The organism is Sorangium sp. So ce1335 (assembly GCF_051521615.1).
Lineage (GTDB): Bacteria > Myxococcota_A > Polyangia > Polyangiales > Polyangiaceae > Sorangium.
Window position 1 is genome coordinate 8,022,220 of sequence record NZ_CP150363.1, and the last position, 14,526, is coordinate 8,036,745.

Here is a 14,526-nt window from a genome sequence, read left to right on the forward strand (position 1 = left end):
CCGCCCATGAGCCAAGCTGCCACGGCGCTCCGCCGGACCGAGTCGAACGCCGCTCCCCCCTCCTCCCCCATCCCCGTGCACGCCGAAGAGGTCGGCGCGTTCCTCGAGCGCGTCGGGGTGAGCTCGTCCGGCGGGCTCTCCGAGGACGAGGCGCAGAGGCGCCTCGCCGAGCACGGGAAGAACCGCCTGCCCGAGACGAAGAAGAAGAGCGCGCTCGTCCGGATCCTCGAGCAGTTCGCGAACCCGCTCGTGCTCACGCTGCTCGCCGCCGCGGCGATCGCCGTGGTCGTGGGCTTCACCGCCGACAAGACGGAGAGCTTCCTCCACCGGTTCGGCGACGCGATCGCGATCCTGCTGATCGTGATCCTCAACGCGTTCCTCGGGTACTACCAGGAGCGGCGCGCGGAGGCGGCCCTCGAGGCCCTCCAGAAGCTCAGCGCGCCGAACGCGCGCGTGCGCCGCGGCGGCAAGACCATCGTCATCGCCGCCGAGGACGTCGCGCCCGGCGACATCCTCGAGCTCGAGGCGGGCGACTCGGTCCCGGCCGACGCGCGGCTCGTGCAGACGATCAGCTTCGCCACCGAGGAGGCGGCGCTGACCGGCGAGAGCGCGGCCGCGGTCAAGGACGCCCTCTCCCCGGTCGCGCGCGACGCGCCGCTCGGCGACCGGGTCACGATGGTCTTCACCGGCACGAGCGTCGTGCGCGGCAAGGGGCGCGCCGTCGTGACCGCGACCGGCGTGCACACCGAGCTCGGCCGCATCGGCGAGATGATCCGCTCGGTCGGCGAGCAGAAGACGCCGCTCGAGGAGCGCCTCGACCGCTTCGGCGCGATCATCCTGCGGGTGTGCCTGGCGCTGTCCGCGGTGCTCCTCGGCTGGGGGTTCATCCGGGGCGGGCGGCCGTGGCACGAGCTGCTGCTCGAGGGCGTGAGCCTCGCCGTCGCGGCCATCCCCGAGGGCCTGCCCGCGATCACGACGATCACGCTCGCGCTCGGGATGCAGCGCATGGCGAAGCGCGGCGCCATCGTGCGCAAGCTGCCCGCGGTCGAGACGCTCGGCGCCGCGACGATCATCGCGTCGGACAAGACGGGCACGCTCACGCAGAACGAGATGACCGTCCGGAACGTCTACGCGGGCGGCCACCGGTTCACGGTGAGCGGCGAGGGGTACAACCCGGCCGGCGCGCTGCGCGACGAGCGCGGCGCGGAGGTCGTCGAGCCGTCGGCGCCGCTCAACTACCTGCTCGCGACGGTCGCGCTCTGCAACAACGCGTCGCTCAACGAGGACCGGGCGGCGGGCCGCTGGAACATCGTCGGCGACCCGACCGAGGGCGCGCTGCTGACGCTCGCCGCCAAGGGCGGCCAGTCGCGCGAGTCGGTCGCGCCGTCGCACGCGTTCGTGCACGAGCTGCCCTTCGACAGCGACCGCAAGCGGATGACGGTGATCACGCGCGACGAGCGCGGCCGCGAGATCGCGCACGTGAAGGGGAGCGTCGACGTGCTCCTCCCGCTCTGCGTGAAGTTCGCCGCCGACGCCGGCGTGCGGGCCCTGACCGACGACGACCGGAGCGCGATCATCGCCGAGGCCGACCGCATGAGCGAGCAGGCGCTGCGCGTGCTCGCGATCTGCCGCCGCGTGCGGGTCAGCCGCGACGAGGACGACGTCGAGCGCGAGCTCACGTTCCTCGGCCTCGTCGGGATGATGGACCCGCCGCGGCAGGGGGTGAAGGAGGCGGTGGCCGAGTGCCGCCGCGCCGGCATCCGCGCGGTCATGATCACCGGCGACCACCGGCTCACGGCGACGGCGATCGCGAAGGAGATCGGGCTCTGGGACGAGGGCGACGAGGCGCTCAGCGGCGCGGAGCTCGCGGCGATGAGCGACGAGGAGCTCGCGCGGCGGATCATGCACCTGCGCGTCTTCGCCCGGACGACGGCGGAGCAGAAGCTCCGGCTCGTGCGGGCGTTCAAGGCGCACGGCCACATCGTGGCGATGACGGGCGACGGCGTGAACGACGCGCCCGCGCTCCGCGAGGCGCACATCGGCGTGGCGATGGGGCGCGGCGGCACCGACGTGGCGCGGCAGGCGGCGGACCTCGTGCTGGCGGACGACAACTTCGCGACCATCGTCGAGGCGGTGCGCGAGGGGCGCGCCATCTACCGCAACATCCAGAAGTTCATCTTCTTCCTGCTCTCGTCGAACATGGGCCTGCTCGTGGCGGTGTTCGTCGTCTCGTTCTTCGGCAAGTGGCCCCCGCTGACGCCGCTCATGATCCTCTGGATCAACCTCGTGACGAACGGCCTGCCGGCGCTCGCGCTCGGGATCGATCCGCCGGATCCGAAGCTCATGGAGGAGGCGCCGCGCCCGCGCGACGAGGGCCTGCTCGTGAAGCGCGACTACCTGGGCATCCTGTACGTCGGCGCGTTCATGGGGCTCGCGGCCGTGGCGCTCTACGCGACGTCCGAGCAGACCGAGGACGCGCTGCTCCGCACGCGCGCCGTCGCCTTCTCGCTGCTCGCGCTGTCGCCGCTCTTCCACGCCTGGAGCTGCCGGAGCCCTGTGGTCTCGCTCTTCGGGTCGAAGCCGCTCGTGAGCCTGCCGCTCCTCCTCGCCGTCGCGGCGAGCGCGGCGATCCACCTGATCGCGCTGCTCGTGCCCGCGCTGCGCCCGGTCTTCCGCACCTACGAGATGTCGTCGAACGAGTGGATGCTCCTGCTCGTCCTGTCGGCGATGATCGTGCCGGCCGTCGAGATCGCGAAGCTCGTGTACCGCCGGATCCGCTCCGACGGCGGTCCCGCCCGCCTCACCACGTCCGCTCAGCCCCGCTGACCCGCCCGATGGGGGCCGGCGTCGCCGGCCCTCCCTCCGCCGCGCCGAGGTGTCCCCCCCGGCCGCGCTCGGGGCGCCGCCGCGGCGCGCCGTGACCGCGTCGTGCCCGCGGAGGGCGCGCTCACGCGGGACGATCCGGAAACAAAGTGGTCGTGGTAAGAACAAGCGGGCGCGGAGAGGCGTCCAAACCCGAGCTCATGAGACCTCGAACCCCCTACCTCCGTGCGCCGGGGGCCACCGCCCTCGGTTCCCGCCTCGCCGCGCTCGCGCCGGCCGTGCTGGCCGCGCTGACGACCGCCGCCGCGCCCTCCCCCGCCCTCGCCGCCGGGACGCCGCTCGCGGCGCCGCTCGTCGAGGCGAAGTCGCTCAAGCTCGACGGGGTCCCGAAGGAGTGGCCGGTGGCGCTCACCGCCCTGGGCACCCGGGTGAAGGGCAAGCCGGGCAAGGCCGACCTCTCCGCGCAGGCGGCCATCGCGTACGACGAGGCGCGGGTCTACGTGGCGGCCGACGTGACCGACGACGCGCTGCGCGGCGGGGCGGATCACGTGAAGCTCGTCCTCGGCTTCCCGGGCGGCAAGGTCCAGGAGGTCGCGCTGTACCCCGGCGAGCCGGGCAAGACCGCGGGGAGCGCCCGGCTCCCGGGCGGCAAGGCGGCGGCCGGGGCCAGGGTGGTCGAGGCGCCCCGCGGCGGCGGCTACACGCTGGAGGCGAGCATCCCGTGGTCGGCGTTCCCCGAGGCGGCGACGACGCGGGTCGGGCTGCGGGCGGGGCTCTTCGTCCACGACGCCGACGGCGGCGGCGGGGTCGACGCGGTCGTCGGCAGCGCCGCCTCGGAGGCGTACGGGTCGCTGTCGCCGCTCGCGACAGAGCCCGAGCTCGCGGTCATCGACGGCCTGCTGAGGAGCAAGGGCATCCGCGGCGCCCCGAGGTACGACCTCGTCGCCGACGTCGCCGGCGACGCGATGCGGGAGCGGGTGACCGTGTACGAGCGGTACCTCGTCGTGCTCGGCCCCGGGTTCCGGAAGGGCGCGCAGTACTACTTCGAGGACCTCGGGGTCGACGCCAGCCAGGGGATGCTCCCGTCGCTCACGGCGCGCGACCTGACGGGCGACGGCCAGGCCGAGCTCATCCTGAGGAAGCGCACGGGCACCGGCGCCAGGTACCGCGAGGTGCTGCACGTCCTGCAGTTCGGCGCCGGCGACACGCCGCGGCCGATCTTCCAGCACGAGGTCGCGATCGCGACCGACAAGGGCTCGATCGTCAACGAGGTCGACTTCGTCTCCGACGGCGGCAAGACGGCGATCCGCGTGAAGCCGGGCAAGGCGACCCGGTACGACGCGAGCAACTACGCGGAGGCGGTGGAGCAGACGTACGACCCGCTGCTCCTGCCGTGGGGGTCGATCAAGTCGCAGCTCTACAAGCTGAACGGGGGCGCGTTCACGAAGGCCAGCGAGGAGCGGCAGGCGGCGACCGCGGGGCCGCGCCCGGCGGCGGCGAGGGCCGAGGAGCCGCGGGCCGCGGCGAAGCCCGCGCTCTCGCCGGCCGAGATGCTCGACAAGGTCTACGCGCTCTACCGGCGCGACCGCGGGGCGTCGTCGAGCAAGCCGCGGTTCGACCTCGGCGCCGACGTGGCCGGCGGCCGCGAGCCCGAGCGGGTGCTCCTGCACGACCGCGACATCGTCGTGTTCGGCAAGGGCTTCCGGGGCGGCGCGGGGTACGCGTTCATGACGCTCGCGCAGTTCGCGTCCCCGGCCGACATCCGCTCGGTGCGCGCGCTCGATCTCACCGGCGACGGCAAGGCGGAGATCATCGTCCACGGCGCCGTCCGCGCGGCGGCCCCCAAGGAGGCGGGCGGCGGGACGGTGGACCGCGACGTGGTGCTGATCTTCCGGCTGGAGGGCGAGAGCATCCAGCGCGCCTTCGCGGCCGAGGTCGGGCGCAGCATCGGCGACAAGAAGATCGCCGGCGAGCTCAGGTTCGTGCGCGTGGGCGACAAGCCGGGGATCGAGCTCGCCCCCGGGCGGGCCGTCGAGTGGACGGAGCAGACGTACCCGTTCAACCAGGACAAGGGGCCTGTCGGCGGCTTCGAGCCGCTGCTCCTGCCCTGGGGCGGAGCGCAGCCGGTGCGGTACGTCTGGAACGGGTCGACGTTCGCGCGGTAGGCGGGCAGCGAGCCACGTGGCGCCTGGGCGCCGCGTGGCTCACCGCGAGCGACGCGCGCTGAGCTGCTCCACGAGGGCATGGAGCGCAACGCCGACGCGGTCGAGCTCGCCGACGCGGCGGGCATGAACGTCCACCACCTCTCGCGCATGTTCAAGCATGTTCCCAGGTGAACGTGCTTGGCGCGCACCGCGTGAACCGCGCCGTGCAAGGCCCCTATCCCGCCGATATTCAGCGGGAATCGCGACCTCCTTGACGTGGATGCGGCGCCACCTTCTCCTGATTTTCTATGCTCGGACCAAGAGTATCCCTGGTGCAATGGGTGTGCTTCGTGTTCTGCATGGTTGCGATGCCCGTGGGATGCGGGAGCGGCGGAGCCCCTGGCGAACCCGAGCCTCTCGGGGCCGCGACCGAGGCGCTCACGGGCGACGAGCCCGATCTCGTCATCTCGAGCGTCAGCGGGCCCCCGAGCGCCCTGCCGGGAGGCTATTTCACGACGACCGTCACCGTGTGCAATCAGGGCAACTCGGCGAGCTACAGCACCCACGTCGAGGTGAGCCTGTTGAACGACGGGGTCTTCACACCGTCGGACCCCATCACCGGCTTCGCCGTGCTGGGATACCTCGACGCGGGGCAATGCGCGGAGCTCGGCGTCGAGACCGCCGCAGCCGTGCCCGACGGCACGTACACGCTCGGCGCCGTGGTCGACGCGTTCGAGGAGGAGATCGAGCTCTCGGAGACCAACAACGCGGCTGCTGGAAGCGACATCGGCATCGGCTACGGCCCCGATCTCATCGTCTCGGCCGTGAGCGGCCCGCCGAGCGCGCTCCCCGGTGGCGGCTTCGGCGTCCAGGTCACGGTGTGCAACCAGGGCACGACGCCGAATCAGACCACGCTCGTGGATGTGCTGCTCTCGCCGGACACCACCATCGAGCCCTCCGATCAGCTCCTCTTCGGCGGCGCCCCGGTTCCCTGGTTGAACCCTGGCGGGTGCGCGCCGGTCACCGTGCCGGTCAGCGCCCATGTCGCCGAAGGCGTCTATTATCTCGGCGCGATCGCGCATGAGAACGGCTGGAACGAGGAGCTCATCACGTCCAACAACGCGCGGGCCGGCGGGCTCCTCGGCGTCGGCCACGCGCCGGATCTCGTCGTCTCGGCCGTGAGCGGGCCGCCGACCCTCGTGCCGGGCAGCGGATTCAGCGCCTCCGTCACCGTCTGCAACCAGGGCACGACCCCGAGCTACGGCAGCGGCGTCGACGTGGTGCTCTCGACCGATCAGGCGATCACGCCGCTCGACGGGCCCGCCGGGAGCGGCCACGTGCCCGATCTGAGCCCCGGGCAGTGCGCCTCCGTCGCCGTGCCCGCAAGCGCCTACGTGCCCGACGGCGCCTATCACCTCGGCGCGATCGTCGACCCGGCCGGCTCGCTCGTCGAGCTCATCGAGGCCAACAACGCCTCGGCGGGCAGCGCAATCGGCGTCGGCTTTGGGCCCGACCTCATCGTCTCCGCCGTGAGCGGGCCGCCGAGCGCCTTCCCCGGCGGCGGCCTCGACGCGTCGGTCACCGTCTGCAACCAGGGCACGCAGGCGAGCTATGGCACCCACGTGGAGCTGCGCCTCTCCGCGGACGCGACCGTCACGACGGCCGACTTCCTCGCCGGCGGCGGCCCTGCGCCGTACCTCGATCCGGGCCAGTGCGCCACCGTGACCTTCCCGGCAAGCGTTTACGTGCCCGACGGCGCCTACCACCTGGGCGCGATCGTCGATCCGTACGGCGGGGTCCCCGAGCTCATCGAGACCAACAACGCCGGGGCAGGCTCTCTGCTCGGCATCGGCTACTGGCCCGATCTCATCATCTCCGCGGCCAGCGGTCCGCCCAGCGTCCTGCCGGGCAGCGGCTTCGACGCGGAGGTCACCGTCTGCAACCAGGGCACGAACCCGGGCTCCAGCATGGTGGAGCTGCGCCTGTCCGCCGACGCGGCGAGCACGGCGGCCGATGCGCTCGCGGGCAGCGCCGAGGCGCCGTACCTGGATCCCGGCGAGTGCGCGGCCGTGACCATCCACGCGAGCGCCTACGTGGCCGACGGCGCTTATCACCTCGGCGCGATCGTCGATCCGTACGGCTCACAGCCGGAGTTGATCGAGACCAACAATGCCACCGCCGGCGACCTGATCGGCATCGGCAGCCGGCCCGACCTTATCATCTCCGCCGTGAGCGGACCGCCGAGCCTCATGCCCGGCAGCGGCTTCGACGCCTCCGTCACCGTCTGCAATCAGGGCACGACCCCGAGCTATGGCGTCGACGTCGCTCTGCTCCTGTCGAGCGACGGGGCGATCGCGCCCTCGGAGTTCCATGCCGGGAACGCCTATGTCCCCGGCCTGAGCCCCGGACAGTGCGCCTCCGTCGCCGTGCCCGCGAGCGCCTATGTGCCCGACGGCGCTTATCACCTCGGCGCGATCGTGGATCCGGGCGGCTCGCTCGCCGAGCTCATCGAGACCAACAACGCCTCGGCGGGCCGCGCGATCGGCGTCGGCCATGCGCCGGATCTCGTCGTCTCCGCCGTGAGCGGGCCGCCGAGCGTTCTCCCCGGCGGCCCCTTCGACGCGTCGGTCACGGTCTGCAACCAGGGCACGCAGACGAGCTATGGCACCAACGTGGAGCTGTTCCTGTCCGCGGACGCGACCCTCACGACGGCCGACTCCCCGGCCGGCGGCGGTCCGGTGCCGGACCTGGATCCGGGCCAGTGCGCCACCGTGACCTTTCCGTCGACCGCCTACGCGCCCGACGGCGCCTACCACCTGGGCGCGATCGTCGACGGGTACGGCTGGGTCCCCGAGCTCATCGAGACGAACAACGCCGAGGCCAGCGCCGTGATCGGCATCGGCTCCTCGCCCGACCTCATCGTCTCCTCGGTGAGCGGCCCGCCCAGCGTCCTACCAGGCGCCGGCTTCAACGCTGCCGTCACCGTCTGCAACCAGGGCACGACCCCGAGCCACGTCAGCGTCGTCCATCTCTACCTGTCCGCCGACGCCGCGATCACGGTGGAGGACACGCCCGCCGGCGGCGCCGTGGTCCCCTACCTGGGCCCTGGGCAGTGCGCCGCGGTGCCCTTCGTCGCAACGCTCTATCTTCCCGACGGCACCTATCGCCTCGGCGCGATCGTCGATGCGTACGACGAGTGGGAAGAGCTGTTCGAGTCCAACAACGCCATGTCGGGGCCCCTGCTCGGCGTCGGCGCTCGACCGGACCTCGTCGTCTCGGCGGTCGCCGGTCCGCCCAGCGCCCCGCCGGGCAGCGGCTTCGGCGCCGAGGTCACCGTCTGCAACCAGGGCACGACCCCGAGCTACGGCGCCGACGTCGCTCTGCTCCTGTCGAGCGACGAGGAGATCACGCCCTCGGACGTCCACGCCGGCAGCGGCCATGTGCCCGGCCTGAGCCCTGGTGAGTGCGCCTCCGTCGCCGTGCCCGCGAGCGCCTATGTGCCCGACGGCGCATATCACCTCGGCGCGATCGTGGACCCGGGCGACTCCGTCGCCGAGCTCCTCGAGAGCAACAACGCCTCGGCGGGCAGCGTGATCGGCGTCGGCTTTGGGCCGGACCTCATCGTCACCACCGTGATCGGACCGCCGAGCTCCGCCTTTGGCTACAACGTCGACGCCTCGGTCACCGTCTGCAACCAGGGCACGCAGCCGAGCTATGGAGGCGACATCGCGCTGTACCTCTCCTCCGACGCGACCGTCACGACGGCCGACTTGTCCGCCGGCAACGGCCCGGCGCCGTACCTGGCGCCGGGCCAGTGCGCCACCGTCACCGTGACCTTCCTGGCGAGCGCTTACGTGCCCGAAGGCGCCTATCACCTGGGCGCGATCGTCGATCCGTACGGCGGGGTCCCCGAGCTCATCGAGACGAACAACGCCGGGGCAGGCTCCCTGCTCGGCGTCGGCCATCGACCGGACCTCATCGTCTCCGCGGTGGACAGCCCGCCCAGCGCCCTGCCTGGCAGCAGCTTCGACGCTCAGGTCACCGTCTGCAACCAGGGCACGCAGCCGAGCTACGGCAGCGACGTGGAGCTGCGCCTTGCGTCCATCGACCAGGCGGGCAGCACCGGTCTCCTCGCCGGGGGCGCGCCGGTGCCGTACCTGAATCCTGGCCAGTGCACGGTCGTGACCGTCCCCACCCACTTCGCGGTGCCCGACGGCGTCTATCACTTCGGCGCCGTCGTGGACCCCCACGGCTGGACGCCGGAGCTCATCGAGACCAACAACGCCACCTCGAGCAGCATGTTCGGGGTCGGCGACCTGCCGGATCTCCTCGTGTCCGTCGTGAGCGGCCCACCGACCGCCATGCCGGGCAGCAGCTTCGACGCCGTCGTCACCGTGTGCAACCAGGGCACGGCTCCGAGCGGCGGCGCGAACGTCGATGTGCTGCTGTCGTCGGACCGGTCCGTCACCCCCTCCGATATCCATGTTGGCATCGGCGATGTCCCCGGGCTGAGCCCTGGCCAGTGCGAACACCTCACCGTGGCCGCCAGCGCCTACGCCCCCGACGGCGTCTACCACCTCGGCGCGCTCGTGGACCTGAACGGCTCGGTCCAGGAGCTCATCGAGACCAACAACGCCGCCACCGGCGACCCGATCGCCATCGGCCACGGCCCCGATCTCGTCGTCTCGGCGGTCAGTGGCCCGCCGAGCGCCGCGTCGGGCGGCCGCTTCGACGCCTCGATCACCGTCTGCAATCAGGGGACAGCCCCGAGCCATGCCGGCGTGGAGGTCGTGCTGTCCCCCGATGCGACGATCACGACCGACGACTTCATCGCCGGGGGCACCTGGCTGCCGAACCTCGATGCCGGCCAGTGCGAAAGCCTCGCCGTCCCCGCCGACGCCTATGTCCCCGTGGACACCTACACGCTCGGCGCCATCGTGGACGCCTACGGCGGAGTTCCCGAGCTCCTCGAGGGCAACAACGCCACGGCCGGCGGCGAGCTCCTCGTGACGTTCTAGGGTCCCGCGCGGCCCGGTGCCGACACGACTCACCTGCTCCTGAAGATTGCGAGACGAAATATCACGCATCTTCGTAATGCGATAGAACATGGGCCTCGAGAGCTCTTGTTCTCTTGTCCTGCGCCGGAGCCATCGAGTACAGGGGCGTCATGGGCTCCACCCGGACCGCCTGGCACGTGCTGCTCACGGCGCTGCTGCGCCAGCGCCGCCCGCGCCACTTCCAGATCCAGAGCGAGGTGCCCCTCTCGGCCGAGCCGCCCCGCGCCGATCACCTCCTGCTGCGCAACGACGCGCCGGGCGAGGCCCGCGAGCCGGCCGGCACGTTGCGTAGGCTCTGGCCGCTTTTGCCGAGGGAGACGATCGTCGAGTTCAAGAGCGTCCGGCGCACCTACCGCAGCCGCGACCTCGACCGGCTCTGGGGCTACCTGTCGCTGCACTACGCGGGCGCCGCGAGGCGGCTCGGCCCGCGCGCCGACCTGGCCGGCGTGGTGCTGCTGCCGTCGCGCACCCGCTCCCTCGACGCCGATGCCGCGGCGCTCGGGCTGGCCTGGCTCGACCTCGCCGGCGGCTACTGGCAGCTCCGGGGAGGAGCGTTCGCGCTGTACGTGGTCGAGCTCGCCACGGTGGCCGAGGACAAGGACGACGATCTGCTACACTTGCTTGGTCACGGCGAGGCGCGGACGGTCGAGGCCCGCCGGTGGTTGGCCGAGCAGGTCGGTGCAGAGGAGATCGCGATGGCGATGCGCGAGCTGGAAGGCTTTGACGAGGTGTTGCGGACGGTGCTGACGAAGCTGCCGATCGAGACATTGCTGCCAGCGCTGCCGGTGGAGGAGCTGGTCGCGGCGCTCCCGCCCGAGCAGCGGCTCGCCGGTCTGGCGCCCGAGCAGCGGCTCGCCGGTCTGGCGCCCGAGCAGCGGCTCGCCGGGCTGCCGCCCGAGCAGCGGCTCGCCGGGCTGCCGCCCGAGCAGCGGCTCCTCCTCGCGCCCGACGAGGCGTTGCGGCTGCTGCCCGACGACTATCTCCGGTCCCTTCCAGAGGGAGTGCAGGCGCAGATCCGCGCCCGGATCGGCCGCCCGCTCTAGCTCAGGCCCTGCGCCTGCGACGAGCTCGCCGCGGAGGCGCGGCCGCCGTCGGCTCCGGGGACGCCGGGGGGTGCACAGGCGCCCCGGCGCCCTTGCGCGCCTTCGCGGCGAGCTTGTCGCAGGCGCGGTTCAGGTAGGCCTGGACGCTGTTGCTCGCCTGATGGCCCATGACCCACCGCAGATCGAGGCCGATGCCGCGCTCCTTGACGAGGGCGAGGATCTTCTCCCGGAGGCGCATCGCGCCTGGCCACCGCTTCTGCGTGCGTGGCCTCACGGCGTCGGTCGTCAGGAGGTGAATCGCCGCCTGGCAGTCCGTGCGCACGACCACGCCGCGGATCCGCGCCCCCCAGGTCCGGTATGCGACGAAGACGCCGGCGAAGATGGCCGCCAGCTCGGCCTCCAGCGAGCTGGTCACGTACGCCGGGCAGGCTCCACGACGGACGACGCGCCCTTCCACGCAGCGGGCCCATACAGCCCAGCCTGCGCCGGAAGGACCGAACGAGGCATCGGTGTAGCACGTGACCCAGAACCTCGATTCGGGTGAGGTGAGCAGTCGTCCCGGCATCTCTCGTTCATCGTTCGCCTGGCAGGCAGCAGATCGTCTCCGCCCGCTCGCCCTTCAGCTCGCCCACGTTCACGCCGCCCTCCGGCACGCACCGCCCGGGCTCGTTGACGAGCCACGTCGCGCTCAGGCTGCCGAGCGTGGAACCCGGCTCAGGATCCACGCAGATCCCTGCCTGGAGAACGCTGATGCCGACGAGCATGTCGCTGCACGCGCGGTCCTCGTACGCCGACACGAACGCCTCGCACCGGCCCTCCTCCGCCTTGCAGGTGCACGGCGTGCAGTCGCGCGTGTCGTTCACCTCGGCGTAGAACACCCCGAGCTTCTCCGAGTAGGTCGGCCAGGGGTCCCCCGGCGCCGCGGGCGCCTCGCACGGGACATCGTCCCCCGGCACGCGGCGGCAGTGTCGCCACCCGTCGGGCAGGTGCTCCTGCTGCTGGTAGAGCATGCAGAGCTGGCGGGGTTGCGCGCACAGGTCATGGACGAGCCGCCCCCGGCACGCGACAGCGACCTCGACAACGGGTGCATCGCGGGGCACCGGCGCCTCCTCGACCACCGGCGCGCACGGCTGCGCGCGGGTCGGACCGATCGCCAGCGAGCCGAGCTGCTCCGGCCCCACCCAGCCCGGCGACACGCACGCGCCGTCCCAGCCTGCCGGGGGCGCGAACGGCGTCCGCGTCTCCTCGGGCCCCTCCCCGCACATGTACAGCGAGCTCGCCGTCACGTCGGACGGCAGCGCGCAGGACGGCTGGGAGCACGCGCACACAGGACACGCGTGGGCCTCGCTCGGCAGCGTCCGCCCCCGGAACGCGGCGGGCTCGGACGCGAGCCGCACCACCTCGCCCGCCGTCCCGGGGACGACCCAGACGAGATCGTCGCACGACGGCGCCAGCGGCTCGGCCCCCGTCCAGACGAGCTCCGGCTCGGGCAGTCCTTCGGGCGCCTCGGGCACGCACCGGCCCCAGCAGTGCCCGTTGCTCGTGCCGTCGTCGTCGACGATCTCGCAGACGAGGTCCTCCGCACAGCCGAGCTCCCCGCCGCCGCCGCACCCGCCCACCGCCGCCAGCCCGCCCGCGCCGAGGAGCAAGAGCCCCGACAGCAAGCCCTGCATGCCTCTCATGATCCTCCCCTCCTCACCGGTCCCCCTCACAGCCCTACCAGGCGCCGATCACAAGGACGCCCCCGCCCTGCGCTGTCGCGAGCGGCACCGCGCGCACGGCGCGCGTGCCCGGCGCCGGGGCCCACCAGAACGACGACAGCGCGACCGCGCCGACGACGCCGGCGCTCGCGAAGCTCGCCAAGGCAACGGCTTCCAGCGTGTCGCGCTCGCGGTGCCTGTCGCCAAGCACCCCGCACGCCGCTGCGTGCTCGTGGTACAGGCACGCCGCAGGCCCGCCGCGACGGCGGGTCTCCGCCGCGAGCGCCGACGCCTCATCGCCGCGCGCCGACGCCTCGATCGAGAGGCCCACGCCCAGCGCGACCCCGGCCACCGCCAGCGCGAGCCCGCCAATGCGGAACACCGTTCCCGCCGCCGGGCCGCTCGCGGGTGCGGGCGCAGCAGCGGCCCGCACCGGCGCGACAGGCGCCGCAGCCCGCGGCGCGGGCCTGGGCTCCAGGTGAAGGCCGATCATCGACTCCCGGCCCCGCTGCGCCTCGAACGGATAGACCTCGTCGAGATACCCGTCGAGCCTGGCGCGCGCCTCGTGCCGACCGGGATCGAGATGAACGAAGTACATGGCCTGCCCGCGGCCGATCCGCCGGCCGTCGATGAACACCTCGGCCTCTGGCCGGCTCACGGCGATGGTCGCGGACGAGATCTCGCGCTCTGCCCGCGCCAGCCCCTCGGAGAAGCGCCGCCGCGCGGCCGGTGCGAGCGTCTCCTTGTACAGCAGCGACTCCCTCAGGTGCTCCGCCGCATCCCGGAACCGCCCGAGCGCGAGCTCGCACAGCCCGAGCTCCCCCGCGAGCTCCGGCCGCGGATCCGCCTCCCACGCCGCGCGATACGACGCCTCGGCTTCCTCCCACCGCCCGGCGCGCCGCGCCCTCTCGCCCCGCGCGAACGCCTCGTCCGCCTCGGCGGAGCGCGCCACGGCCGCTCCGGACGGTCCAGCAGGGGAGTCTTCGCCGGCAGACACCGCCGCGAGACTCCACACGACGGATGCGGCGGCCACCGCGAGGAGCAACCTGCCCGTGGAGCCCATCTCTCCGGCACCCTACGGGGGAGGCCCGATATGGTCAAGCCGCCTTGGCCCCGAGGGAGCAACGAAGTCGATGCATTTGCCAGGCAATTTCGATGGCATTCCGGAATGCTCCGCCACCTCCGACGCGGCCTGATGCAGAGGGCGCGCGCACGCGATCACTGCGGACGTGGTTCGGCGCGAACCGGCGCGACCTTTTTCAAATGTCGAGCTGGCGCCAGGTAACTGGACTTGTATGGGGAAACCATCGCGCAAGATCGACGAGACCGCCGAGGGAACACCGCTCACCCTGGAGGCGATCATGGCCGAGCACCAGGAGGCCATTCGCCGCTACGTGGAGCGGCAGGGTTTTCATGGCGAGCCATGACCGGGCGATGGCGCGGCCTCCGTCCGCGCGGCTTCGGGGCGACGGCGCCCGAACGACGCCCGAGCAGCGGCTGATGCGGCAGGCCATCGCGACGCTCGCCACCGGTCGAACCGTCGACGCGCGGCGCCTGCTCGAGCGGCACCAGCGCGACTTCCCGCGAGGCGCCTACGCAGGAGACCGCGAGGAGCTCCTGCGGCGGCTGCGAGCGGACGTGGGCCGCGGTGGACACCGACCCGGGCCGGTGGCCCGCATTCCGTCACGATCGCAGTGAGCGGCGCAGCGCAGAGCGCGATGGCGCAACAAGAAGGCAGAAAGAGATCAGCATCGATGGA

The 14,526-nt window shown here is 72.6% G+C and carries 8 protein-coding genes; 5 read left to right on the top strand and 3 right to left on the bottom strand.

What is annotated here, in order from left to right:
* Nucleotides 1-6 precede the first annotated feature (6 nt).
* The 4 genes from WMF24_RS29470 (at nt 7) to WMF24_RS29485 (ending at nt 11,067) form a co-directional block, all read left to right on the top strand.
* Nucleotides 7-2,826, top strand: coding sequence for a cation-translocating P-type ATPase (locus tag WMF24_RS29470; RefSeq protein WP_437730744.1), 2,820 nt, complete (start codon nt 7-9; stop codon nt 2,824-2,826).
* Nucleotides 2,827-3,023: 197 nt separating this feature from the next.
* Nucleotides 3,024-4,988 carry a hypothetical protein gene (locus WMF24_RS29475; protein WP_437730745.1) on the top strand — a complete coding sequence of 655 codons (1,965 nt, stop codon included), beginning with the start codon at nt 3,024-3,026 and terminating at the stop codon, nt 4,986-4,988.
* Nucleotides 4,989-5,335: 347 nt separating this feature from the next.
* Nucleotides 5,336-9,985, top strand: a complete 4,650-nt coding sequence (locus tag WMF24_RS29480; protein WP_437730746.1) for a CARDB domain-containing protein — start codon at nt 5,336-5,338, stop codon at nt 9,983-9,985.
* A 149-nt stretch (nt 9,986-10,134) separates the two neighbouring features.
* Nucleotides 10,135-11,067 (top strand): hypothetical protein, encoded by a 933-nt coding sequence (locus tag WMF24_RS29485; protein WP_437730747.1) that lies wholly within the window; start codon nt 10,135-10,137, stop codon nt 11,065-11,067.
* A gap of 1 nt (nt 11,068) precedes the next feature.
* Here WMF24_RS29485 and WMF24_RS29490 read toward each other — a convergent pair whose 3' ends face one another.
* From WMF24_RS29490 to WMF24_RS29500, 3 genes are read right to left on the bottom strand one after another with little or no spacing between them, the layout of a single operon-like run.
* Entirely contained in the window at nt 11,069-11,632 is a 564-nt protein-coding gene (locus WMF24_RS29490; RefSeq protein WP_437730748.1) for an RNase H family protein, read from the bottom strand.
* Between the two features lie 7 nt (nt 11,633-11,639).
* Complete coding sequence (locus WMF24_RS29495; RefSeq protein ID WP_437730749.1) at nt 11,640-12,749, bottom strand: hypothetical protein; 1,110 nt, start codon at nt 12,747-12,749, stop codon at nt 11,640-11,642.
* A gap of 34 nt (nt 12,750-12,783) precedes the next feature.
* Nucleotides 12,784-13,764: a hypothetical protein gene (locus WMF24_RS29500; protein WP_437730750.1), complete on the bottom strand. Its 981-nt coding sequence runs from the start codon at nt 13,762-13,764 to the stop codon at nt 12,784-12,786.
* A gap of 298 nt (nt 13,765-14,062) precedes the next feature.
* Here WMF24_RS29500 and WMF24_RS29505 point away from each other — a divergent pair, with 298 nt between their 5' ends.
* Nucleotides 14,063-14,194 (top strand): hypothetical protein, encoded by a 132-nt coding sequence (locus WMF24_RS29505; protein ID WP_437730751.1) that lies wholly within the window; start codon nt 14,063-14,065, stop codon nt 14,192-14,194.
* The last annotated feature ends 332 nt before the right edge of the window (nt 14,195-14,526 follow it).

Coding starts and splice junctions, on each gene's coding strand:
- WMF24_RS29470 (WP_437730744.1), top strand. CDS start 7: ATGAGCCAAGCTGCCACGGCGCTCCGCCGGACCGAGTCGAACGCCGCT.
- WMF24_RS29475 (WP_437730745.1), top strand. CDS start 3,024: ATGAGACCTCGAACCCCCTACCTCCGTGCGCCGGGGGCCACCGCCCTC.
- WMF24_RS29480 (WP_437730746.1), top strand. CDS start 5,336: ATGCCCGTGGGATGCGGGAGCGGCGGAGCCCCTGGCGAACCCGAGCCT.
- WMF24_RS29485 (WP_437730747.1), top strand. CDS start 10,135: ATGGGCTCCACCCGGACCGCCTGGCACGTGCTGCTCACGGCGCTGCTG.
- WMF24_RS29490 (WP_437730748.1), bottom strand. CDS start 11,632: ATGCCGGGACGACTGCTCACCTCACCCGAATCGAGGTTCTGGGTCACG.
- WMF24_RS29495 (WP_437730749.1), bottom strand. CDS start 12,749: ATGAGAGGCATGCAGGGCTTGCTGTCGGGGCTCTTGCTCCTCGGCGCG.
- WMF24_RS29505 (WP_437730751.1), top strand. CDS start 14,063: ATGGGGAAACCATCGCGCAAGATCGACGAGACCGCCGAGGGAACACCG.